This window comes from Zobellia russellii (assembly GCF_044597075.1).
GTDB classification, from domain to species: domain Bacteria; phylum Bacteroidota; class Bacteroidia; order Flavobacteriales; family Flavobacteriaceae; genus Zobellia; species Zobellia russellii.
This window is the reverse complement of the sequence record NZ_CP139000.1, coordinates 2,189,540-2,211,723: the sequence shown is the minus strand read 5'-3', so window position 1 is coordinate 2,211,723 and position 22,184 is coordinate 2,189,540. Positions and strand designations below refer to the sequence as shown.

Annotated in this window: 23 protein-coding genes; 12 read left to right on the top strand and 11 right to left on the bottom strand. The window is 38.6% G+C overall.

Annotated elements, in window-relative coordinates:
* Window positions 1–22: 22 nt before the first annotated feature.
* Window positions 23–658, top strand: a complete 636-nt coding sequence (gene rsmG / locus SJY45_RS08920) for a 16S rRNA (guanine(527)-N(7))-methyltransferase RsmG (RefSeq protein ID WP_215441300.1) — start codon at window positions 23–25, stop codon at window positions 656–658.
* Between the two features lie 541 nt (window positions 659–1,199).
* Here the strand turns inward: rsmG and SJY45_RS08915 are convergent.
* From SJY45_RS08915 to SJY45_RS08895, 5 genes are all read right to left on the bottom strand, one after another.
* Window positions 1,200–1,712 carry a DinB family protein gene (locus SJY45_RS08915; protein ID WP_215441301.1) on the bottom strand — a complete coding sequence of 171 codons (513 nt, stop codon included), beginning with the start codon at window positions 1,710–1,712 and terminating at the stop codon, window positions 1,200–1,202.
* A gap of 118 nt (window positions 1,713–1,830) precedes the next feature.
* Window positions 1,831–3,459, bottom strand: a complete 1,629-nt coding sequence (gene pruA / locus SJY45_RS08910; protein WP_303406457.1) for an L-glutamate gamma-semialdehyde dehydrogenase — start codon at window positions 3,457–3,459, stop codon at window positions 1,831–1,833.
* Between the two features lie 208 nt (window positions 3,460–3,667).
* Entirely contained in the window at window positions 3,668–4,054 is a 387-nt protein-coding gene (gene apaG, locus SJY45_RS08905) for a Co2+/Mg2+ efflux protein ApaG (protein WP_215441304.1), read from the bottom strand.
* Window positions 4,055–4,065: 11 nt separating this feature from the next.
* A complete protein-coding gene (locus SJY45_RS08900) occupies window positions 4,066–5,193 on the bottom strand; it encodes a DUF3667 domain-containing protein (protein WP_400074168.1) in 1,128 nt (375 codons plus the stop codon).
* 32 nt (window positions 5,194–5,225) lie between these two features.
* A complete protein-coding gene (locus SJY45_RS08895) occupies window positions 5,226–6,470 on the bottom strand; it encodes a DUF5103 domain-containing protein (RefSeq protein ID WP_215911783.1) in 1,245 nt (414 codons plus the stop codon).
* A 152-nt stretch (window positions 6,471–6,622) separates the two neighbouring features.
* Between SJY45_RS08895 and SJY45_RS08890 the strand changes: the two genes are divergently transcribed.
* From SJY45_RS08890 to SJY45_RS08855, 8 genes are all read left to right on the top strand, one after another.
* The gene (locus SJY45_RS08890) at window positions 6,623–7,975 is read left to right on the top strand and encodes a Na(+)-translocating NADH-quinone reductase subunit A (RefSeq protein WP_400074166.1); all 1,353 of its coding nucleotides are present in this window, start codon (window positions 6,623–6,625) and stop codon (window positions 7,973–7,975) included.
* A 3-nt stretch (window positions 7,976–7,978) separates the two neighbouring features.
* Window positions 7,979–9,253 (top strand): NADH:ubiquinone reductase (Na(+)-transporting) subunit B, encoded by a 1,275-nt coding sequence (locus tag SJY45_RS08885; RefSeq protein WP_215441312.1) that lies wholly within the window; start codon window positions 7,979–7,981, stop codon window positions 9,251–9,253.
* Window positions 9,254–9,255: 2 nt separating this feature from the next.
* Window positions 9,256–10,005, top strand: a complete 750-nt coding sequence (locus tag SJY45_RS08880) for a Na(+)-translocating NADH-quinone reductase subunit C (protein ID WP_215441313.1) — start codon at window positions 9,256–9,258, stop codon at window positions 10,003–10,005.
* Between the two features lies 1 nt (window position 10,006).
* Complete coding sequence (locus SJY45_RS08875; RefSeq protein ID WP_289041714.1) at window positions 10,007–10,654, top strand: NADH:ubiquinone reductase (Na(+)-transporting) subunit D; 648 nt, start codon at window positions 10,007–10,009, stop codon at window positions 10,652–10,654.
* Window positions 10,655–10,675: 21 nt separating this feature from the next.
* Window positions 10,676–11,422: an NADH:ubiquinone reductase (Na(+)-transporting) subunit E gene (nqrE, locus tag SJY45_RS08870; RefSeq protein WP_038235043.1), complete on the top strand. Its 747-nt coding sequence runs from the start codon at window positions 10,676–10,678 to the stop codon at window positions 11,420–11,422.
* Window positions 11,423–11,424: 2 nt separating this feature from the next.
* Window positions 11,425–12,732: an NADH:ubiquinone reductase (Na(+)-transporting) subunit F gene (gene nqrF, locus SJY45_RS08865; RefSeq protein WP_215911777.1), complete on the top strand. Its 1,308-nt coding sequence runs from the start codon at window positions 11,425–11,427 to the stop codon at window positions 12,730–12,732.
* A 114-nt stretch (window positions 12,733–12,846) separates the two neighbouring features.
* Window positions 12,847–13,215 carry a Na(+)-translocating NADH-quinone reductase subunit F gene (locus SJY45_RS08860; protein ID WP_400074163.1) on the top strand — a complete coding sequence of 123 codons (369 nt, stop codon included), beginning with the start codon at window positions 12,847–12,849 and terminating at the stop codon, window positions 13,213–13,215.
* Window positions 13,208–14,218 carry an FAD:protein FMN transferase gene (locus SJY45_RS08855; protein ID WP_400074161.1) on the top strand — a complete coding sequence of 337 codons (1,011 nt, stop codon included), beginning with the start codon at window positions 13,208–13,210 and terminating at the stop codon, window positions 14,216–14,218. The genes SJY45_RS08860 and SJY45_RS08855 overlap by 8 nt, the downstream gene beginning before the upstream one ends.
* Here the strand turns inward: SJY45_RS08855 and SJY45_RS08850 are convergent.
* The 3 genes from SJY45_RS08850 to gpmI are packed head-to-tail and all read right to left on the bottom strand — an operon-like array spanning window position 14,215 to window position 17,396.
* Window positions 14,215–14,985 (bottom strand): class I SAM-dependent methyltransferase, encoded by a 771-nt coding sequence (locus SJY45_RS08850; RefSeq protein WP_400074159.1) that lies wholly within the window; start codon window positions 14,983–14,985, stop codon window positions 14,215–14,217. The two genes, SJY45_RS08855 and SJY45_RS08850, sit on opposite strands and share 4 nt — an antisense overlap.
* Window positions 14,986–15,027: 42 nt before the next feature.
* A complete protein-coding gene (gene map, locus SJY45_RS08845; protein ID WP_400074157.1) occupies window positions 15,028–15,846 on the bottom strand; it encodes a type I methionyl aminopeptidase in 819 nt (272 codons plus the stop codon).
* A 32-nt stretch (window positions 15,847–15,878) separates the two neighbouring features.
* Window positions 15,879–17,396: a 2,3-bisphosphoglycerate-independent phosphoglycerate mutase gene (gene gpmI / locus SJY45_RS08840; protein WP_400074156.1), complete on the bottom strand. Its 1,518-nt coding sequence runs from the start codon at window positions 17,394–17,396 to the stop codon at window positions 15,879–15,881.
* A gap of 340 nt (window positions 17,397–17,736) precedes the next feature.
* On the opposite strand from gpmI, the gene SJY45_RS08835 reads away from it, so the two are divergent.
* Window positions 17,737–18,129 (top strand): ankyrin repeat domain-containing protein, encoded by a 393-nt coding sequence (locus SJY45_RS08835; protein ID WP_400074154.1) that lies wholly within the window; start codon window positions 17,737–17,739, stop codon window positions 18,127–18,129.
* Window positions 18,130–18,237: 108 nt separating this feature from the next.
* Here SJY45_RS08835 and SJY45_RS08830 read toward each other — a convergent pair whose 3' ends face one another.
* The 3 genes from SJY45_RS08830 to SJY45_RS08820 form a co-directional block, all read right to left on the bottom strand.
* A complete protein-coding gene (locus SJY45_RS08830) occupies window positions 18,238–18,405 on the bottom strand; it encodes a DUF6747 family protein (RefSeq protein WP_317195445.1) in 168 nt (55 codons plus the stop codon).
* A gap of 206 nt (window positions 18,406–18,611) precedes the next feature.
* Entirely contained in the window at window positions 18,612–19,376 is a 765-nt protein-coding gene (locus SJY45_RS08825) for a M48 family metalloprotease (RefSeq protein WP_215441322.1), read from the bottom strand.
* 37 nt (window positions 19,377–19,413) lie between these two features.
* Window positions 19,414–20,148, bottom strand: coding sequence for a M15 family metallopeptidase (locus tag SJY45_RS08820; RefSeq protein ID WP_400074323.1), 735 nt, complete (start codon window positions 20,146–20,148; stop codon window positions 19,414–19,416).
* A gap of 274 nt (window positions 20,149–20,422) precedes the next feature.
* Between SJY45_RS08820 and SJY45_RS08815 the strand changes: the two genes are divergently transcribed.
* Both SJY45_RS08815 and SJY45_RS08810 read left to right on the top strand, forming a co-directional pair.
* Complete coding sequence (locus tag SJY45_RS08815; RefSeq protein ID WP_400074151.1) at window positions 20,423–20,890, top strand: TlpA family protein disulfide reductase; 468 nt, start codon at window positions 20,423–20,425, stop codon at window positions 20,888–20,890.
* On the top strand, window positions 20,890–22,128 hold the full coding sequence (locus SJY45_RS08810; RefSeq protein ID WP_400074150.1) for a hypothetical protein: 1,239 nt from the start codon (window positions 20,890–20,892) through the stop codon (window positions 22,126–22,128). The genes SJY45_RS08815 and SJY45_RS08810 overlap by 1 nt, the downstream gene beginning before the upstream one ends.
* The last annotated feature ends 56 nt before the right edge of the window (window positions 22,129–22,184 follow it).

The window sequence follows — 22,184 nt, the reverse complement described above, 5'->3', positions numbered from 1 at the left end:
TTGCAACCATACAAATATACACATGACTGCCGAATTAGTTTTTAAATATTTTCCCAATTTATCAGATCTACAGCAAAAACGTTTCATCTTACTTGAAGAATTGTACAAAGATTGGAACCAAAAGATAAATGTTGTTTCCCGGAAAGATATAGATGAACTTTATCTAAGGCATGTTCTTCATTCCACCGGAATAGCTAAGGTTCAGCAATTTAAGGAAGGTTCTTCCATCATGGATGTTGGCACTGGGGGTGGTTTTCCCGGTATTCCTTTGGCTATTTTGTTTCCCGAAGTACAATTTACTTTGGTAGATTCTATCGGAAAAAAAATAAAAGTGGTCAATGAGGTTGTTGATGGGTTAGAGCTTGATAACGTCACTACAGTGAACTCTAGAGTAGAAGAGGTAAAAGGCCAGTACGATTTTATTGTGAGCAGGGCGGTTGCGGCGATGCCAACTTTTGTACATTGGGTAAAGGGCAAAATAAAGAAGGAGTCACAACATGAAAGACGAAACGGAATTCTTTATTTAAAAGGAGGAGATTTATCCGAAGAACTTAAAGAATATAAGGCCATAGAGATGTATGACCTTACGAGTTATTTTGATGAAGCTTTTTTTGAAACTAAAAAAGTGGTCTATTTACCTATGAAATTTAAGGGTTAGCCTATAAGCTCAATAGGTGATAATACGCCTTTCTGTATTTTCTAGCATAAATTTTTAAATGTCCCCATACGTGTATGATTAGACAGTCTGCTATCATTCGTGATCTACTGTATGTTTTCTGCATGTCCATAATCTTCATTTTTTACAGTTACTACAAAGTACGCAATTATTACGTTTAATTTACAATTACTTAACGTTAAATTTACACTAAAAGTATGTTTTGCTGATTTTTTACTCAATTTAGAACTGAAAATCAGCTTTATAGACTACTTTTTCACGTTGTGTTTGATATTAAAAACCAAATCTATGCTTAGAAGAATAGTGATTTAATAAATTGTAAATCAGTATTTTACTACTTAAAAGTTCTTCATTGTTGCAATTTTTGAATTGCGATATGTAGTGTGTTTGTTATTTTAATGTAAATATAACGTTAACTAGAGGGCTAAATTGTGCAGTTTGTCGGTAAAATTTAAAAACAGGACATAAAAAAGCCCCTGAAGTATAATTATACGGCAGGGGCTTTTAGTTCTTTTTCATGTTCTTATTTACTCCAAGGCGGAGTAACTCCGTTTGAGCGTGCGTAGGCTATTAACTGCCCTTTGTGTTCTCCATTATGTTCCATCATGGCAAGAAGTCCGCCAAGCATATTCATTTTAGCAAAGCCAAAATCTACTTCGTTGGCAAATTGATCATCTTCTACTAGAACGATTTTTTCAAGAACAAATTCATTGGACTTTTTAAGTGCCGCAATAATATTTTCTTTTCCTGTTATTTTGGACAGGTTCATCATGTCAACATCTTCTGGTGGGGCGAATCCCATTTTTGAAGCTAAGTAGTAGTTTGCCCCGGCAACATGTAATAGTGCTTCTGCAACGGAATTAACTCCTTCGGTAGGTCTCCAATCGTATTGTTCTTCGGAAAATGCTTCCGCTAGAGCAACTACTTGTCCTTGGTTACCTTGTAATACACCTTGAATGGTGTTCTGTGTCAATTTTTCTTGTGCATAGGTCATGGCGCCTACCATGAAAAATGCAATCACTGCCAATTTTTTCATTTTTTTAAGTTTTAGTGGTTATAAAAATTCCCCAATCCTTCTTTTTAAAAAATGGGATTGGGGAATTTAATTAAAATTGACCATAGTTTTCTTATGGTCAGAATTATTTAATGGTTTTTTATCCTAAAAAAGGATATCTGTAGTCCGTTGGGGTTACAAATGTTTCCTTTATAAGTCTAGGTGAAACCCATCTTAATAAGTTCTGTGCAGAACCGGCTTTGTCATTTGTTCCGGATGCTCTTGCTCCACCAAACGGTTGTTGGCCGACTACGGCGCCTGTAGGCTTATCGTTTATGTAGAAGTTACCCGCACAGTTCTGAAGTGCTTTTGTAGCTTCGTCAATTGCGTACCTATCTGTGGCTAATACGGCACCAGTAAGGGCATATTCAGAGGTTTCGTCAACTAGTTTTAAAGTTTTGGACCAATCTTTATCTTCATATACATATATAGTAACAACAGGGCCGAATAGTTCGGTTTCCATAGTTGTATACTTGGGGTCTGTAGTTAAAATAACAGTTGGTTCAATAAAGTAACCTTTGGATTTGTCATAGTTTCCACCGGCAATAATCTCTGCATTGTCATCCTTCTTGGCTTGGTCAATATATTTGGCCAATTTATTAAAAGAACCTTCATGAATAACCGCCGTTATAAAGTTGGACATGTCTTCTGGACTTCCCGGTTTGTTGAAAGATGCTATGTCTTTCTTTACTGATTCAAGAATCTCTTCTGAAAGGGATTTTGGCAAGTAAACGCGAGATGCGGCACTACATTTTTGACCTTGGAACTCAAAACTTCCACGAACAATAGCCGTAGCTACTTGTTGAGGTTTGGCTGAAGGATGTGCTATGATAAAATCTTTTCCGCCGGTCTCACCAACTATTTTTGGGTATGTTTTGTAGGTGTGAATATTGTTTCCAATCTGTTTCCAAAGTTCTTTGAACACGTGGGTTGAACCTGTAAAATGTATACCGGCAAAATCTGGGCTGGCCAAAACAGTCTCGGTAATCATTACGGGGTCACCGTAAACTACGTTTATAACCCCATCAGGAAGACCGGCTTCCTTAAAGATGTCAACAATAACCTTTGCAGAGAAAATTTGGCTATCGCTGGGCTTCCAAACCACAACGTTACCCATCATAGCCGCACTTGCAGGAAGGTTTCCGGCAATAGCGGTAAAGTTAAAAGGGGTAATGGCATATACAAAACCTTCAAGAGGTCTGTATTCTACACGGTTCCAAATACCTTCTGCGGAATCAGGTTGTTCCTCGTAGATTTGTGACATATATTCTACGTTAAAACGAAGGAAATCAATCAACTCACATGCCGAATCAATTTCTGCTTGGTGAATGTTCTTTGATTGTGCGATCATTGTTGCCGCGTTGATTTTTGCACGGTAAGGTCCGGCAATCAATTCGGCGGCTTTTAAGAAAATAGCGGCACGTTGCTCCCAAGTTAGGTCTGCCCATGCGGATCTTGATGCTAAACAGTTATCAATAGCTTTGGTTACATGTGTTTTTTCTGCAACATGATAGTGGCCAACAACGTGTTTATGGTCGTGTGGGGGAGACATTGGCTTGGTATTGCCTGTCTTAATTTCTTGGCTACCTATATATAATGGTATATCCTCGTTGCCGTTAAAATAAGAACGGTACTGTTCTAGGACTTCTTCTCTTTCTGGAGAGCCCGGCGCATAACTTTTTATGGGTTCGTTAATCGCTGTCGGTACATGAAAAAAACCTTTGCTCATAATACTATAATTAAGTTTTAATAGAGTCCAAAGGTAGGATTCTTAAAGCGAATAAAAAATTGCTGAAGCACTAATGAATCACATGAAAAGTGCTAAAAAAAACTTAATTAAATTAAAGGCAAATGTTTTTGTTCTTGTTGCGTAAGCAGTCTGCTAACAGATTGTTAGGCAAGAATCAAAATCACTATAAATATTGAAAGTAGAAGACCTAGTTTAATGCAAAAGGTGCATGGAATTTAAAAGTGGGGATGTATACCCTGAACTTTTCGGTAGAGCTAAAGTTGACCATATTGTAGTGGCCTTTCATGGCTCCTATAGGAGAAGTTAAAAGGCACCCAGAAGTATAGGTGTGCGATTCTCCAGGTTTAATAACCGGCTTCTTACCAATTACACCTTCGCCATCTAGAACTTCTAGCTCGTTTAACGCATCGTAAATTTTCCAATGACGGGAAGTAAGTTGAACCGAGTCCTTACTTTGGTTCTCTATGGTAATTGTGTAGCCAAAAGCAAAATGCATTTTATAGTTCTTGAAGAATGTACCTTCAAAACTAGTGTTTACCGAAATTTTGATGCCCTTGGTTACTTGTGTTGTCATATGTTTTCCTTCTAAAAGGTGATAATGTTACCGGTAAATAGTAGTACCGTTGATAATATAGCCAATATAAAAAAAATAGTGTTCAGAAATAGATATTTAACAATAGTTTTAAATATGCTCTGACCGTAAAAATTTCGCATAGCTGCAAAGAGGTATGTCGAAAAAATCATTAAGAAAATCCAATTGCTCTGAATTTTGAAAATAGAATCAATCAAATAGCTAATAATGAGCAAGATAAACAATAACGCTGTGTTGTGAAAACTAAAGATCAAATGATCGGTATAACTATATTTTTTTCTGATATACATCAGCCAAATGAACAGGGTAAACACGGGTAAAAAGAAAAATATGACAAATGGTAATTTAGATATTAACGTGCTTAGAAAAGTCCCGGGAGACCTCTGGAATTTTAAAAATCCGTTTGCGATGTTGAATATTGCTTTATTTTCAAAGGTGTCGGGAATTTGATATGTGTCCGTCACGTCTTGAAAGTCATATATAGTATCATTTTTTAAGAGCGTGGTAAAAAACTCCCGTTTCTTGTTATTGCGATCACTTAAAGAACCTTGGTCTATTTTTTTGAAATACACTATGGGGTCTAAAAGTATTATGGAATCTCGCTTCTGTTTTTGTTTTATATAATTGTCATAGTGCACTATCTTTCTAAGAGAGTCTATTGTTACGGAAAGTTCGGCAGTGTCTTCTTCGTTTATTTCATTGGCCCATTCATAGACCAAGTTTTCCGCTTTTGAAAAGTCTTGAGAACCGTACTTGTCGTATTTTGAGAAATTACTGCTAAAGTTTATGATTAAGAAATAGATTATGGCTAGACTTAATAAAAACCGAAAAGGGTTTGTGTACGAAATGCGTTTGCCGTCTATATAACTTTTGGTGATTTTTCCCGGTTTTATCAGTAAGGTAGACAGTGTGCGAAGCAATCGGGAGTCATAGGAAATTAACGTCCCAAAAAACTCGTCAAGGTAATCTTTAATGGTAATTTTCTTTGTACTGTTCGCCTGCGCACAATTAGGACAGTATTTATCGCTCAGGTCTAGAGGGTGTCCGCAGTTAAGGCATTCTGTGCCTCGGTAGTTTAAATTATATCTTCCTTTTCCGGAGACGGTGGGTTTGTTGGTCATTTATCCAAAGGGTATTCAAGGATAAATATAATCTAATTACTGATATTTCTTGAGTTTGCCGAACCAACGCCAATAATACTGTCGTATAAATCGCCAAAATTTCTATAGTAAACTAATATAAGGTAGTTGTTTTCGGTAAAATGAAAGTTTCCGCCAATTGTATTGGTTTCAATGGTGCCGTCTTCACGCTTAATAACATACTTGTAGTTGTAGAAGCCCTGCTTTAATTTTATTTGGGCCTCCATCATGCCGTTGTCCTCGTTGTAGGTCATCTTATTTTCATCGGACAAGTCGTAGTTATTGAATTTTCCGTAAATATAAACTTCGTCTAGCTCCAACCTTTCATCATAAGGTAGGGAAAAATGAACCATGGTGTATTCGGCTTCTCTAGAATTGTCTTCGCCCTGTAACGTGCGAATTACAAAGTCTCCGTTAATATCCGGATAATAGGTGTAGGGATGGTCCGATCGGTAGCTGTCCGCAAATAAATAGTGATTGTAAAGATCGTTGATTTCTATTCTTGAAATTTGAGAAGTTGGTGCCCTCAGGTCGCTGGTGTCAAAATTTAAAAATTCGTTGCCTCCATAAAAACTGGTTTCCTGATCATATTTGTATACCAGTTCTGTACCTATTGTGTACTGCGGGGCCACGTCATAAAGAGCGGTTTCCCATTGGTGATTCTGCACAATAGCTACTTTCACTTCTTTTTTAGGATTTACCAGTTGAAAGTTTCCGGCGTTAATGTTGAACTGAACAACTTGTTTTTCATTTATAAAATTGAAATCACGGGAACGTTTAATGCTTCCGCCTACGGTAACGATATCCTTAAACACAACAAAGCGTCTGGAAAATTGAAGCTCATAACTGTCATTATATATCTCTAGAACGTAATTTCCGCTAACTTTTAGGCCTACATTTTCGTTAGGAATGGATAATTTGTAGTTGGAGTAGGACTGTAGTGTTGAGTAGCTGTTCTCGTAATTAATGATCCGTTGGTTGTCTACACCATTCAGATATTGCGATTTTAAAAGTTGGGAGGGTTGCCAATCGTAATTACAATGTATGATTTTGTAATAGTAGTCGCTCTCGGAGGCTGTTGTGTCATCAAACTCCAGTTTTATGGTCTCTCCGAGCTCTACAACAGGAAATTGGTCTTCCGTAGGTCCGCCAAAAATAACTGTTTTAATATTTTCGGGCGGGTTAACTTCCGTTTGAACCTGAGCGTATAAAGATGAAGTTAGGGTAAGGAGAAAAACCAATATAATATTCAAGCGCATTACCTGCTATTTTTTGCTGTAAAGGTAAGCAAAAAGCGTACCTAAAAAATTTAGATCGGTGTGTTGTCCAAATTTCTAGGCATTTATTATGAAAACAATCCTTTTAGTATTATTTTTGCTCGAAATTTTGTTAACCTAAGGTCTAGAACAATATGTCTAAAGACATCAGGATTAAAAAGGGCTTGAACATAAAACTTGTTGGAGCTGCAGAGCAAACTACCTCAAAAGCCGTTTTAAGTAACGTTTATGCAATAGACTTAAACGATTTTCACGGAGTCACACCTAAAATGCTAATTAAGCAAGGTGCTGAAGTCAAAGCGGGAGAACCACTTTTTTACAATAAAAACAAGGAAAGCATGCTTTTCGTTTCGCCTGTTAGTGGCGAGCTGGTTGAGATTGTAAGAGGAGCGCGAAGACGCATTCTTTCATTGAAAATTTTAGCGGACAAAGAGCAAACGGGTATTGCGCATGATTTGTTGAACGTAGAAGGTGCTTCTAAAGAAGAAGTGAAAGCATACCTTTTAAAAGGAGGGTGTTGGCCTTTTATTAAGCAACGTCCGTACGATATTATCGCAGATCCGGATGCGAATCCAAAAGCGATTTTCGTTTCGGGTTATGTTACCGCTCCTTTGGCAGCCGACTTGAATTATGTTTTGCAAGGAAAAGAAAAGGAACTTCAGGCGGCCATTACCGCTTTGGGTAAATTAACGCCCGGTAAGGTTCATGTTTCCGTTGGAAAATCTGAAAACTCGCCATTGGCCGGTTTAAACGGTGTGGAACTGCATAAAGTTTCGGGTCCGCATCCCGCTGGTTTGGTAGGAACGCAAATCAATAAAATAGACCCGATCAATAAAGGGGAAACGGTTTGGACCGTAACACCTCAGGATTTGGTGATAATAGGAGAGTTGCTTTTGACCGGGAAATTTAATGCAGAGCGTATTGTTGCCTTGGCTGGTTCTTCGGTTAAAGCGCCAAAATATTACAAAACTAAAATTGGAACTGAGATTTCTACCTTTTTATATGGTAGCGGTGTAGAAGGTGATAACTTTAGGGTGATAAATGGTGATGTGCTTACGGGTTCAAAATCAGCTCCTGATGGTTATTTGGGGTATTATAACAATACAGTGACCGCTATTCCTGAAGGTGATGATTATGAGTTTTTTGGCTGGAATAAGCCAATCTTCAATAAAATATCGGCTACAAGAGCATTAACGTTCTCTTGGATGCAACCAAATAAAAAATACGACCTTACTACAAATACAAACGGAGAGCACCGTGCTTTTGTGGTTACCGGAATGTATGAAAAAGTATTTCCGTTGGATATTTTTCCTATGCAGTTGCTTAAAGCTTGTATGGTGAAGGATTTAGATGAGATGGAGCAACTGGGGCTTTATGAAGTAGCGCCGGAAGATTTCTCGTTGACTGAGTTTGTTTGTGTTTCCAAGCAACCACATCAACAGATTATTAGAGAAGGATTAGATCTATTGCATAAAGAAATAGGATAAAAGATGAGTGATAAAAAACTGACTTTCAAAAAAAGGTTGCACATTTTAAAGCACCATTATAGGGGCAAAAAAATGGCTCCTGCATTTAATGCGTTGCACACATTTTTGTTTGCTCCAGATGAAACCACACATTCGGGTTCTCATGTTAGGGCGGCAGATGATTTAAAGCGTACCATGAACACGGTTATTATGGCCTTGGTTCCGGTATTGCTTTTTTCAATGTTCAATGCAGGGTATCAGCATTATTCGGCTATTAACGGTTTTCCTGCGGAATTTTCGTTAATGAACGATTTTCTTACTTGGGACAATTTCTGGATCGGAATTATAAAAGTACTTCCGTTAGTAGTTGTATCCTACGGGGTAGGTCTGTTGATCGAATTTATTTTTGCCGTTATTAAAGGCCATGAGGTAGAGGAAGGTTACTTGGTTACTGGTATGTTGGTGCCGTTGATCGTTCCTATTGATACACCACTTTGGATGTTGGCTGTAGCCGTAGTCTTTGGTGTGGTAATCGGTAAAGAAGTATTTGGTGGTACGGGAATGAACATTCTTAACCCAGCGTTGACGATTAGGGCTTTCTTGTTCTTTGCTTATCCTACTTGGATGAGTGGAGATAAAGTTTGGGTCTATGAAGCTGTTGAGCGTGCTGGTGGCCCAGATGCTATTTCAGGTGAAACTATATTAGGATATTTAGCACAGAATAAAGGGGCGGAAATGTCGTATTCTATCTCTGATATGTTCTTTGGTTTTATTCCTGGTTCAGTAGGTGAAACTTCAACATTCTTGATTCTTTTAGGAGGGTTGTTCTTGATCTTTAGTAAAATTGCTAGCTGGCGTATTATGTTAAGTGCCGTTATAGGTTCTTTGGTAATGGGCTTGATATTTAACGGCGTAGTTGATGCAGGTTGGATTGGAGAAACCAGTAAATTTTACGGTTTAATGAGTTTTGATTTTTGGCAGCATCTTATTGTTGGTGGTTTGGCTTTTGGTATTGTCTATATGGCAACCGATCCGGTTACGGGTGCACAGACCAACCGTGGTAAGTGGTTCTACGGTTTCTTTATCGGTTTCCTTTCGGTAATGATCCGTGTATTTAACCCAGCGTATCCAGAAGGTGTTTTCTTAGCGATTCTCTTAATGAACGTATTTGCACCAACAATTGACCATTATGTGGTTCGTGGAAACGTAAAACGTAGAATGAAACGATTGAAAAATGCAACCATCTTGCCAAAAGATTCAGCTGGCAAGGCAAATGAACTTCACGCAGAAACCGTATAATCATGGCAATCAATACAGATAAAAATTCATACACCGTTATTTTTGCTGCCGTTATGGTAGTGATCGTAGGGTCTATTCTTGCTTTTATGTCTTCGAGCTTAAAAGATAGAATTACCGAGAACGAACGGTTCGAAAAACAACAGAACATTCTTTATGCCATGGGCGTAAACGATAATGTTGATGAGGGTAGTGTAAATTTTGTTTCAACCGATAAGGTAGAGGGAGAGTTTAAAAACTATATTAAAGAGCAGTTGGTTATTGAAGGTGATAAGATCACTGAAAATGATGAAGCCTATTTAATAGATATGAAAAAGCAAATGGCAATCGCTGGAAAAGGTGAGACCCCTAAGCTTCCTTTAATGATAGGAGAGAAGGATGGTAAAAAATACTACATCATTCCTATGTACGGAAAAGGGCTTTGGGATGCTATTTGGGGCTTTATTGCTTTGGATGATAAAATGGTTGTACAAGGTGTTTACTTTGATCACAAGGGGGAAACTCCAGGTTTGGGTGCAAACATCAAGCAACGTTATTTTATGGATGACTTCACAGGTGAAAGCATTCTTAAAGGAACCGAATATGCTGGTATTGCTGTTGCAAAGGGTAATAATGACCCGTTGAACAATACTAAGGATGATAATGAAGTAGATGCTTTAGCTGGAGCCACAATAACTGGTAACGGTGTTTCTGCTATGATCAAAGAGAGTCTAAATCTCTATAAAGACTATTTAAAAACCGTTAGCGCAAAATAATATGGCACTATTAACAAAAAAAGATACAAGTTTAATAACGGATCCGTTAGCGGATAATAACCCGATTACTATTCAGGTATTGGGTATCTGTTCCGCCTTGGCAATTACCGCCGAACTAAAGGCTTCGATTGTAATGGCTGTTGCTGTAATGTTCGTATTGGGCTTAGGTAACGTGGTCATCTCTTTAATGAGAAATGTTATTCCTTCAAAAATTAGGATTATCGTACAGTTAATTGTAGTTGCTACTTTGGTGATTGTGGTTGATCAAGTGCTTAAGGCTTTTGCTTACGAGCTTAGTAAAACCTTATCCGTATTTGTTGGTTTAATTATTACCAATTGTATTATTATGGGACGTTTTGAAGCTTTTGCTTTGGCTAACGGTCCATGGAGATCCTTTTTGGATGGTATAGGAAATTCACTGGGATACGGTGTTATTTTAATAATCGTAGGTTTTTTCAGGGAGCTTTTAGGTTCAGGAACTCTTTTAGGGTATAAAGTTTTAGGTGATCCAATTGCCAAAACCGGATTGTACGCAACAGGCTATGAGAACAACGGATTTATGATTATTCCACCGGCAGCACTTATTGTTGTGGGTATTATCATATGGGTACAGCGCTCAAGAAATCCTGCACTTGTAGAAGATAATTAATTAAGGTAAAAAGATAGAATTATGTTAGAGCATATAGAATTATTTTTTAAATCCATCTTTATAGATAACATGGTATTTGCCGTGTTCTTGGGGATGTGTTCTTACCTAGCGGTTTCCAAAAAAGTAGCTACTGCCGTAGGTTTAGGGGCGGCTGTAATCTTTGTACTTGCTGTTACCGTACCGTTGAACTGGTTATTAGATCAGTATCTATTAAGAGATGGTGCTTTAGTCTGGTTAGGGCCTGAATATGCGGATTACAATTTGAGCTTTCTTTCGTTTATTCTTTTTATCGCAACCATTGCAACAATGGTTCAATTGGTAGAAATTGTAGTAGAAAAGTTCTCTCCATCATTATATAACTCATTGGGTATTTTCTTGCCATTAATTGCGGTAAACTGCGCTATTTTGGGTGGTTCTCTATTCATGCAGGCAAGGGATATTCAAACTTTAGGTCTGGCACTTAATTATGGTGTTAGTTCTGGTATTGGTTGGTTCCTGGCTATTTTGGCCATAGCTGCTATTCGTGAGAAAATTAGATATTCAAATGTACCCGCTCCGTTAAGAGGCTTGGGTATTACTTTTATCATTACAGGTTTAATGGGTATCGGTTTTCAAAGTTTTGGAGGTATGTTAACTGGAGGTGACGATGCTGCTCCTGTGGAGGAACAACGTATGGATTACGATAAGGTATCCGAAAATAAAGAGAAAGAAAATAAAGAAGAGATCGATAGTAAAGAGGTCTCTTATAACGACGCCATAAACAAATAGATATGCTATTAGCTACAAGCACTGGAGGAACGATTTTAATTACCGTTGTCGCCTTTATGATACTATTGATGGTATTGGTGGCCCTTTTATTGTTCACCAAAGAAAAACTGTCTCCATCAGGACCGGTTACCATTACAATAAACGGAGAAAAGAAAATAGAAGTTGGTTCGGGAAGTTCGTTACTTTCTACTTTAGGTAACCAAAAAGTGTTTTTGCCGTCTGCCTGTGGTGGTGGTGGTACTTGTATTCAGTGTGAGTGTCATGTTCTTTCGGGAGGTGGAGAAGCGCTTCCTACGGAAACACCTCACTTCTCTAAAAGAGAATTGAACGCTGGTGCTCGTTTGGCCTGTCAGGTAAAAGTTAAGCAGGACATGGAAATTACCATACCAGAAGAGGTATTTGGTATTAAGAAATGGCCAGCTAAAGTAGTGCGTAATTATAACGTTGCTTCTTTTATTAAGGAATTTGTAGTAGAGATTCCAGAGGATATGGGTTACAAAGCTGGTGGTTACATCCAGATTGAAATTCCAGAATGTGAAGTGAAATATGCGGATATAGATATTACTGCACACCCAGAAGAACACGAGACTCCGGATAAATTCCAAGCCGAATGGGACAAGTTTAACCTTTGGCCATTGGTTATGAAAAACCCGGAAACGGTTGAAAGAGCCTATTCCATGGCTTCTTTTCCTGCAGAGGGTAGAGAGATTATGTTGAACGTACGTATTGCTACGCCACCATGGGATCGTGCTAAAAATGGATGGATGGATGTAAACCCAGGTATTGCTTCGTCATACATTTTTAACCTTAAACCTGGTGACGAATGTACCATTTCTGGACCTTATGGTGAGTTCTTTATCAATGAGTCTGATTCAGAAATGTTATATGTAGGTGGTGGTGCAGGTATGGCCCCAATGCGTTCTCATTTATATCACTTGTTCAAAACATTAAAGACCAATAGAAAAGTTACCTATTGGTACGGTGGTCGTTCAAAAAGAGAGTTGTTCTATTTGGATCACTTTTATAAGCTTGAAGAAGAATTTCCAAACTTTAAGTTCTACCTAGCATTGTCCGAACCGTTAGAAGAGGATAATTGGAAGGTTAAGGAGAACATAGATGCTCCTGGAGATGGTTTTGTAGGTTTTATTCATAACTGTGTTATTGATAACTACTTAAGCCACCATGAGTCACCAGAAGATATTGAATTATATTTCTGTGGTCCTCCATTGATGAACAAAGCTGTGCAAAAAATGGGTGAAGACTTTGGTATTCCCGATGAGCACATCCGCTTTGATGATTTCGGTGGATAATACGATTTTTATTGTCAAAGGAGTTCAGGTTGAATCTGGCTCCCGAGCAAAACGAATAAATAGAAAAACCGATGTTTACGCATCGGTTTTTTTTGATCTAATTTTTCTAGCGTTATGGGAAAACCATTAACTGAGCGTGAACTGCATAACCTAGCCATGAATATTGTAGGCAAGGAGCTTGAGGCAAAAGGGTATGATTTTATGGGGGTCAATAGCGAACCTAAAAGGAATCCGCAGTTTGTTTGTCTAAAGGATAAAATATTGCATTTTATTGTGGTGCGTCATGTACCATATCCACAAAATCCTCATGTGTATGATGAGGCTCTTATGTTAAAAATGAAGAACCATGCGAACAAGCACGAAGCCAGGACTTATTACGCTGGTGTGGGACTTTCTAACGCTGAAAATCCAGAATTACCGGTGTACTTGAATGAGCCTTATGCTGTGGATTATATCGGTTTAATTGAAATAAAGGATGAATAGATTTTTACTGTTTTCTGGCATGTTGTTGTTATGCTCCTGTGGAGGTAATCCATCCGGCATGGTGCGAAATGAAAGTTCCGGTGCTGCGCTAGGAACTTCCTATAACCTAATATACCTGTCCAAGGAAAATCTGGACCTTCAAAAGCAGGTAGACTCCGTTTTTGACGTTATTAATCATTCATTATCTACATATATTCCGGCTTCGGACATTTCTAAGATCAATAAAGGCGATTCTACTTTGGTTGTTGATCATATGTTCAAAGAGGTTTTTGAGCTCTCACAGGAAGTGTATGGTGCTACAAACGGGTATTTTGACCCTACTGTAGGCACACTGGTGAACGCTTGGGGTTTTGGGCCAGAAAAGCAAATTCAGATGGATAGCACCCGTGTGGATAGTTTGTTGCAATATGTGGGGTTTGATAAAGTGGAACTTACAGCAGAAAATAGAATAAAAAAATCCGACCCTAACATCTACTTTGATTTTAATGCAATTGCAAAAGGATATTCCATAGATCGATTGGCAAAGTTAATGGACGCAAATGGAATTGAGAATTATCTGTTAGAAGTAGGAGGGGAGCTGGTTGCAAAGGGTCAAAATCAAATAAAGCAAAAGCCTTGGATCGTTGGTATTGATGATCCAACGGTTGAAAATGAAAGAAAGTTAAAGGCAACCATCCGATTAGAGAATAGGGCCTTGGCGTCATCTGGGAATTACAGGCATTTTAGAAAAGACCCGGTCACCGGATTCAAGTATGTACATACTATTGATCCTATAACGGGTTTCACCAAAAATGCCAATACACTTGCGGCTACGGTTCTTGCGGATAATTGTGCTAAGGCAGATGCTTTTGCTACTTCGTTCATGGCTATGGATTTGGACCAGGTGTCCAAAGTATTGACCCTTAATCCCGAACTTGAGGCTTATCTTATTTTTACAAATGAAAAAGGGGAAACAGATGAGTTTATGAGTCCTGGCTTTAAAGAGTTGGTGACCAAGAATTAAAGTGGTTTTTTGACTAAGGGGATTATTTCGCCTTTGGCCAAACGATACCTATCAATGGTTTCGGGAGAAAGGGTGGCTGTGTAATCTACTTCCTCCACAATAAAACCAATACTTCTCAATTTTTCAAAATAATCCCAGCCGTAAATGCGTACGTGATCATATTGTCCAAATATTTTGGTGCGCTCTTTTTTATCGGTAATGGAATCGTCCTCAAACGTGGTTTTGCGTTCAAGATCCTGAGGGATTTGCAATATAGCCCATCCGTCTTTTTTTAATACACGGTATAGCTCTTGCATAGCTTTTGTATCGTCTGGAATGTGCTCAAGTACGTGGTTGCAAAGAATTACATCAAAGGAATTGTCCTCAAAAGGAAGGTTGCAAATATCCGCTTTTACATCTGCCAAAGGAGATAAAAGATCTGTAGTTATGTACTCTAAGTTTTTAAGTTTTCTGAAACGTTTATAAAAAGCCTGCTCAGGTGCAAAGTGAAGCACCTTTAGTCTCTTGGTAAAGAAATTAGTTTCGTTTTTTAGATAGAGCCATAACAGCCGATGTCTTTCTAAGGATAAAGTAAAAGGAGACAGTACATTCTCTCTAGGGCTTTCATATCCATAGGGTAGAAAACTCTTGAATTTTTTACCGTCAATAGGGTCCTCATAACGATTTCCGCGCATCCATAAACCCAATAAAGGCCTCACCAGGTAACTTAGTTTAATAAGTAAGGGCCTAGGAACGGCATTTAGAATAAACTTGAAAATTTTGGACACCTATTACATCAATTAGCACAAATTAGCTTTGTTCACCCTAACTTAAAGAACCAATTTTTCCTTTCGGAAATTGTCTTCTTCATCAGTTTCAATGCCTAAAGCATCGTAAATGTACTGATACGTAGAGAGCAATTCAGGTTTGCCATCAACAATAGCCACATTGTGCTCAAAGTGCGCGCTTGGTTTGCCATCTGCAGTTAAGATGGTCCAACCGTCCTTAAGCTGTTTTATACGTCTGGTTCCCATATTGATCATAGGTTCAATAGCTACTACCAGACCTTCCTTAAATTGCTTGCCGCGGCCTCGTTTACCGTAGTTGGGCATTTCCGGGCCTTCATGCAATGATTTGCCCAAACCATGTCCTACCAACTCACGAACAACACCGTACCCGTGGTTCTCACAGTAATTCTGAATGGCAAAAGCAACATCGCCAACGCGGTTACCAGCCTTAAATTCCGAAATACCAAGGTATAAGGATTCTTTGGTTACTTTTAAAAGTTTTGCGGTTTCCGGTACAATTTCACCAACCGGGAAGGTGTAGGCATGATCACCATAGTATCCGTTTTTTAGTGCACCACAATCCACAGAAATTATATCACCTTCTTTTAAAGGTTCTGCATTTGGTATACCGTGAACCACTTGAGCGTTAGGGCTCATGTTTAGTGTATTCGGAAAATCGTACATACCTAAGAAACCTGGTTCAGCGCCCTGTTCCCTGATAAAGTCTTCTGCTAGTTTATCAAGATATAGGGCGTTGACACCTGGTTTGATTTCCGATGCCAGCATGCCCAAAGTTTTTGATACGACTAAGGCGCTTTCGCGCATTAGTTCTATTTCCTCGGGTGTTTTTAATTTAATCATAGCGGCAAAGGTAAAAATAATTGATGTATTCTTTATACAAGAGCTTCTCTTGTCATTAATTCCGGTTGTGGTACGCCCAGTAATTTCAAAATGGTAGGGGCAATATCACCCAAAACACCATCTTTAATTTCTTTTATGTCCTTATCTACCAAGATTAATGGAACTGGATTAGTGGTGTGTGCGGTGTTAGGGCTACCATCTGGGTTGACCATAGTTTCGCAGTTACCGTGATCGGCAATTACAATGGATGTATAACCATTTTCGAGGCCTGCAGTTACCACCGCTTTGGCACATTCGTCTACTACTTCGCATGCTTTAATAGCGGCAGACATAACACCTGTATGCCCTACCATATCTGGATTGGCAAAGTTCAGGCAAACAAAATCTACCTCGCCTTTTTTCAGTTCGGGAATAATAGCATCCCTAATCTCATAAGCGCTCATTTCCGGTTTTAAATCGTATGTAGCAACCTTTGGAGAAGGACATAATAGGCGCTGTTCACCATTAAAAGGTTCCTCACGTCCACCATTAAAGAAAAAAGTAACGTGTGGGTATTTTTCAGTCTCTGCAATACGTATTTGCTTCTTATTGGCTCTTTCTAAGACTTCACCAAGAGTATCTTCAATATTTGCTTTGTCGTAAACCACATGAACACCGTTGTAAGAAGCATCATAGTTGGTTAAAGTAACGTAGTACAGTTTTAGTTTGTGCATGTTCTGTTCATGCATATCTGTTTGGCTCAATACCTCAGTAAGTTCTCGGCCACGATCTGTTCTGAAATTAAAGAAAATAACCACATCATCTTCCGTAATTTTAGCAATAGGGTTCCCATTACTATCGGTCATGACAATAGGCTCTATAAATTCATCGGTAATGTCGTTATCGTAGTTTTCTTGCATTTTAGCAGCAATGTCCGTAGTCTTTTCGCCTTCGGCATTTACCATAACATCGTATGCTTTTTTTACGCGTTCCCAACGTTTATCACGGTCCATAGCAAAATATCTTCCCACTACAGAGGCTAGTTGGGCATTATTATCGGCGCCAAATGAACTAAGTTCGGTCAAGAATTTTTTCCCACTCTTGGGGTCAACATCCCTACCATCCGTAAAGGCATGAACGTACATGTTTTTTACACCGGACTCATTACCGGCTTCAATAAGACCTTTTATGTGATTTATATGACTGTGAACACCGCCATCACTTAACAAACCTAAGAAATGTACGGGCTTGTTGTTTTCTTTTGCATAGGTGAAAGCATCCTTTAGGACCTTCTCATCTTTTAAAGTGTTTTCCTTTACGGCCAGGTTAATTTTTGCCAAATCTTGATATACGATACGGCCGGCACCTAGGTTCATATGACCTACTTCGCTATTTCCCATCTGACCTTCTGGAAGGCCAACGTTCATACCATCCGTAAGAAGGTTTGCGTTTGGATAGTCTTTATATAGGGAATCAACAAATGGAGTATTTGCATTATCTACGGCGGAGACTTCGGGATTGGGTGATTTGCCCCAACCATCAAGAATCATAAGTATTACTTTTTTGTTCATGGCTATGATAAATTAGATTTTCAAAAGTACAGTGATCTAAGAGGAAATGCCAATTATAAAAGGGCTTTTTTAAAGTGATTTTAGCTTTGTTAGAGATGCCACATTTTAGAGAAATTGGTGAGTATTTTTAATGGAAATAGGATATGCCCGTAATTTAACTAGATATAAAAAATGATTTTAGGGTTTAACTTAAGTTTCTAATTTTTAGTGTTTTACTTAGTTTTTTAGGCGTCCTAAATGTTAAAGTTAAGTTATCGTCTGTTTTTTCCTGTAACAAAATCTGAATTCTCCAGTCTACTTTATACAATCAAATACAATTCATCAATTTAAATCATTCATCATGAGAAAAACGTTTTTAACCTTCACAACGGCCTGTTTGGTCGGAACTTCCGCCATAATGGCAAATGACACTATTACGACCATGAACACTCCAACTTATGAAATGTTCAGAACCGTAGAACTAAGTTCTTTCTGTAAAGCAATTATGCAGGGAGATTTTGATACTGTAAAGAAATTTATAGAGCTCGGAGAGGATGTTAACAAAAAATCTATGGGCATGACACCAGCAATTTTTGCCGCACGTTACAACAAAGCAGAGATTTTAGAACTTTTGATTGCCAACGGGGCTAATCTTAAAATTAAAAGTGATAAAGGATACTCTGTTAAAAAATACGCAGAACTTTCCAATGCAACAGATGCCCTAAGGGTTATTGAAACAGCTATAGGGAGCTAAACATTTTGAATTAGCTAATTGCTCTTTAAAGCAAGAAACCCGATCATAAACATATGGTCGGGTTTTTTTCATATAGTATCTCGTAAAAGAGCGGTAAAGCGGTGCGAATTAAAATTCAAATCCGTTCAGGGCTCTGTGTACAAACGCGTAAACAGCCATAAACAACATTAATCCACAAAATACCGAGTAAACCTTTAAAAGTAATACTACTAATTCAGGCTTGCAGTTCTCGAATGCTTCGGTATACAAATTTTTAAGATGCAATAGTGTTCCCATATAGTTTTATTTTAGATGTCTTGTCTAGGGACATCGGTTAATTTAAAAGCTATAAGGAGTTAAATTGCTGCGTTAGCAACGGTAGTATTTGGGAGCCGTAAAGATAGTTAAATTAGCACACAAGCCCTTGCATTTCAACGAATTTAACAACCGTTCAAGGGATTTGTAAAATAAAAATAAAGGCTTTAGAAGACTTTCTAAGAAACTTATTGGTTCTTGTACTTTTCTATGGATTCCTGTATCTTTTCTATTCTATTTTCTGGGTCAGGGTGAGAGCTTTGAAATTCGGGAACCCGGTTTGGGCCTGCGGCCGCTTTTAGAATTTCCATTACTTTGATCATTTCTTCTGGCTGGTAGCCGGAATTCATCATGAGGAGAACCCCTAGATCATCACTTTCCAATTCATCGCCGCGACCATTTTTTAAAAGAATGTTCTGCCCAATACCACCAATAAGATTGCCTGCATCTGCACCCACGGAGGCACCGGTGGCAAGTAATTGCCAATGTTCACTTTCTGCAATACGTTCTGCGGAATGCCTACCAATAACATGGCCTATTTCATGACCAAGTACACCGGCTAATTGTGCTTCATTTAGTTGTTTGAATAGGGCATAGGTAATAAAAATAGGGCCGCCGGGCAATGCAAAGGCATTAATGGTTTGATCATCGGCCAATAAATGAAAATCATACTGATAGGGAGTTTCCCGCGCTATACTGTTTTGTACAAGTTTGTTGCCTACCTGGTCTACATAAGCCTGTAGTTTTTCGTCTGGATAAAGACCGCCATATTGTTGTGCGATTTCCGGAGTGCTTTGGAGACCGATAGCAATCTCTTGTTCGGCACTCATGTTTATGGTCTGTACCCTTCCTGTATATGGGTTTTCTTCTTTGCTGCTACAACGCTTAATAAAGGCGAATGCAACAATGGCCAAGCCAATGAATATCCTGATTTTCCAACTTCCTCTTCGCATGGTATAGTGTTCTTTTGTAGCTCAATATACAAAAGACCTACAGAAGTTCGGTATTGATATCCAAGATATTGTCTTGAATATAGCTGGTTAAGAAGCCTTCGGTAAAATGTTCGCTGCCGTAAAAATCCTCATCTTTTAGCAACTGCAAAATGTTCTTTCTGCGAAATTCGGTTAACATAGGTACGGAAATTGGGGCGTAGCTGTAATGCCATGGCTCATATTTAAACCCTCTTCGTCCGGGAACATCGGTGTAAACTAAATGAAAGTCAAAACTCTTTGCGTTTTCGTCCATCCATTTTTTAAAATCGGCATAAGGTTCGCCCTCGGCAAACTTGGAAGGCACGAGCATGTCTCCTTTTACATTTCTGTTCCCATCAACAATGTCAATATCCGTTCCCCAATGATGTCTGCTGGTGCCGGGTATAGTAGAGTATTCTATAATTTTGTCAATGGCCTCTAAAGGTTCCATATTATTGTCGTCTGTATATTTTAAATATTTACGTTCCCAAATAGAACGTTGACGCTCAAAATTACGGTAGCTGGAAACCACTTTTAAATCAATGCCATCACTGTACGCGGCTTTTTTCATTTCAATAAAAGCATCATGGGCCTCTTTGCGCAAGTTTATGCCTTTTCCGTAAAGCTTTATATCTGTTTTGCCCATTAATTCTAAGATGCTATACTCAAAATCTTTGGAGAATGCCAAATTGGGCAATGCTGCTAGAGTAATGCCTGCAATTCCACTTTTTTTTATGAATGCTCGTCGTTCCATCATACCATTTTTGAATTTAATCGTGTTCACAATCCAAACAAAGATACCCAAATTTGGTGCCAAGATTAGATTGTAGCTACATTGATAACGTTCATAGGTGCATTTATCGTGTAATGAACCTATTTACTATTTAAAAATTATTTTCTCCTGTACCATTTTTAAGAAAATGACTTCCGCTAGGCTACAGACTTTAGGTATCTTTACAATCTATATATTCCGTAACTGAAGAATGAAGATACGTTTGATGTTTTTAGTAGGTTGTCTATTCTTGACGATGTCTTGTAAGAAGATAGGTAAAAAGAAGAATCCAGCCGAAAAAAGTCAAGAGATTTCTGTTGTAACTGAACAAAAGGAGGCAGTATTCATGGATTTGGAGGGGAATGCCGTTTCGTTGTCCGATTTTAAAGGGAAACGCATTTTACTTAATTTTTGGGCTACATGGTGTAAACCCTGTATTCAAGAAATGCCCAGTTTAATGCAGGCTAAATCCGTTTTGGAAAAAGAGGGGTATGTTATTCTTTTGGCTTCGGAAGAATCTTTGAAAACAATTCGGAAGTTTAAACAGATCGTACCGTACAAATTTAAATATCTAAGGTATGCAGGAGGATTGGTCCAATTTAGTGTGCACGCACTTCCTACTACTTTTATTTTCAGTGAATCTGGGGAAAAGGTTCATGAAATTATAGGTGCCACTGCGTGGGATAGACCGGAAATAATCAAAAAATTAAAAACTATAGAGTAATGAAAAGTGTAGGGTATGCCGCAATGGGTATTATGGTCTTGCTGGTTTCTTGTAAAGAGGTTCCCAAACAAGAAGAGGTTAGTAATACGGAAAGCAAGAAGGAAATTGTAAACCCCCTGGTTTCGCCAGTAAAGAGCGGTAGTTCATTACCTAGTTTATTCACTGCCAATGATGGGGCTTTGTTGTCATGGGTTCATGAACTAAATGATTCTTTGGCCGAGTTTAAATATGCCCGATTATCTGCAGGCGAATGGTCGGAACCGGAAACCATTGTTCAGGGTTCCGATTGGTTTATTAATTGGGCCGATTTTCCAACAATTGGGGAAAACAACGGAAACTTATTATCGCATGTACTCAGGAAATCTTCCAAAGAAACTTTTTCGTATGACATTCAGTTACATCTAAAGTCTAATACGGATGTTTCTTGGCGTACGAATCTACCCTTGCATACGGACGGTACTAAAACGGAACACGGTTTTGTAACCATGTTGCCATATAACGAAGATGCATTTTTTGTTACGTGGTTAGATGGTAGAAACACCGGAGGTGGAGGCCATGGTCATGAAGGTAACATGAATATCCGCGCTGCGGAAGTAGCAGTAGATGGCACGGTCAGTAATGAGGTGCTTTTGGATGCCAAAACATGTAGTTGCTGCCAAACTACAGCGGCAATTACGGATAATGGCCCGGTTGTCTTGTATAGGGATAGAACGGATGCTGAAATAAGGGATATTGCCATTACTAGACAGGTAAATGGAAAATGGACGGAGCCTAAATTTATTTTTGATGACGGATGGGAGATAAACGGGTGTCCCGTTAATGGCCCCAAGGCCGATGCTATTAATAATAACCTAGCCGTTGCTTGGTTTACTGCGGTAAACAATGAACCAAAGGTTAAACTGGTTTTTTCTTTGGATGGAGGTGAAAATTTTGATGCTCCTATTCTAATTAGTGACAACACTACTATGGGTAGGGTAGACCTTATTTTACTTGATAAGGAAAATGCTATTGTTAGTTGGATGGAGACTGTTGGCCAAGAAGCTCAGATTAAGACGGCAAAGGTGAATCGTTCCGGTGAAATGTCAAAAGCGATTATTGTGAGTAAGCTTGGTGCTTCTAGGAAAACAGGATTTCCACAGATGACTTTAGTTGGGGATAAGGTTTATTTTGCATGGACAGATGTTACCGAAGACCTATCAACCATAAAAACTGCTTACATATTCTTGAACGATTTTTAGTTCCGGGTACATGGGGGTTTAAAAATTAAAATAGCGGAGCATTGCTCCGCTATTTT

Excerpts from the sequence above, each read along its gene's own strand:
- rsmG (WP_215441300.1), top strand. The coding sequence starts at position 23 with ATGACTGCCGAATTAGTTTTTAAATATTTTCCCAATTTATCAGATCTA.
- SJY45_RS08915 (WP_215441301.1), bottom strand. The coding sequence starts at position 1,712 with ATGAAAAAATTGGCAGTGATTGCATTTTTCATGGTAGGCGCCATGACC.
- pruA (WP_303406457.1), bottom strand. The coding sequence starts at position 3,459 with ATGAGCAAAGGTTTTTTTCATGTACCGACAGCGATTAACGAACCCATA.
- apaG (WP_215441304.1), bottom strand. The coding sequence starts at position 4,054 with ATGACAACACAAGTAACCAAGGGCATCAAAATTTCGGTAAACACTAGT.
- SJY45_RS08900 (WP_400074168.1), bottom strand. The coding sequence starts at position 5,193 with ATGACCAACAAACCCACCGTCTCCGGAAAAGGAAGATATAATTTAAAC.
- SJY45_RS08895 (WP_215911783.1), bottom strand. The coding sequence starts at position 6,470 with ATGCGCTTGAATATTATATTGGTTTTTCTCCTTACCCTAACTTCATCT.
- SJY45_RS08890 (WP_400074166.1), top strand. The coding sequence starts at position 6,623 with ATGTCTAAAGACATCAGGATTAAAAAGGGCTTGAACATAAAACTTGTT.
- SJY45_RS08885 (WP_215441312.1), top strand. The coding sequence starts at position 7,979 with ATGAGTGATAAAAAACTGACTTTCAAAAAAAGGTTGCACATTTTAAAG.
- SJY45_RS08880 (WP_215441313.1), top strand. The coding sequence starts at position 9,256 with ATGGCAATCAATACAGATAAAAATTCATACACCGTTATTTTTGCTGCC.
- SJY45_RS08875 (WP_289041714.1), top strand. The coding sequence starts at position 10,007 with ATGGCACTATTAACAAAAAAAGATACAAGTTTAATAACGGATCCGTTA.
- nqrE (WP_038235043.1), top strand. The coding sequence starts at position 10,676 with ATGTTAGAGCATATAGAATTATTTTTTAAATCCATCTTTATAGATAAC.
- nqrF (WP_215911777.1), top strand. The coding sequence starts at position 11,425 with ATGCTATTAGCTACAAGCACTGGAGGAACGATTTTAATTACCGTTGTC.
- SJY45_RS08860 (WP_400074163.1), top strand. The coding sequence starts at position 12,847 with ATGGGAAAACCATTAACTGAGCGTGAACTGCATAACCTAGCCATGAAT.
- SJY45_RS08855 (WP_400074161.1), top strand. The coding sequence starts at position 13,208 with ATGAATAGATTTTTACTGTTTTCTGGCATGTTGTTGTTATGCTCCTGT.
- map (WP_400074157.1), bottom strand. The coding sequence starts at position 15,846 with ATGATTAAATTAAAAACACCCGAGGAAATAGAACTAATGCGCGAAAGC.
- gpmI (WP_400074156.1), bottom strand. The coding sequence starts at position 17,396 with ATGAACAAAAAAGTAATACTTATGATTCTTGATGGTTGGGGCAAATCA.
- SJY45_RS08835 (WP_400074154.1), top strand. The coding sequence starts at position 17,737 with ATGAGAAAAACGTTTTTAACCTTCACAACGGCCTGTTTGGTCGGAACT.
- SJY45_RS08830 (WP_317195445.1), bottom strand. The coding sequence starts at position 18,405 with ATGGGAACACTATTGCATCTTAAAAATTTGTATACCGAAGCATTCGAG.
- SJY45_RS08825 (WP_215441322.1), bottom strand. The coding sequence starts at position 19,376 with ATGCGAAGAGGAAGTTGGAAAATCAGGATATTCATTGGCTTGGCCATT.
- SJY45_RS08820 (WP_400074323.1), bottom strand. The coding sequence starts at position 20,148 with ATGGAACGACGAGCATTCATAAAAAAAAGTGGAATTGCAGGCATTACT.
- SJY45_RS08815 (WP_400074151.1), top strand. The coding sequence starts at position 20,423 with ATGTCTTGTAAGAAGATAGGTAAAAAGAAGAATCCAGCCGAAAAAAGT.
- SJY45_RS08810 (WP_400074150.1), top strand. The coding sequence starts at position 20,890 with ATGAAAAGTGTAGGGTATGCCGCAATGGGTATTATGGTCTTGCTGGTT.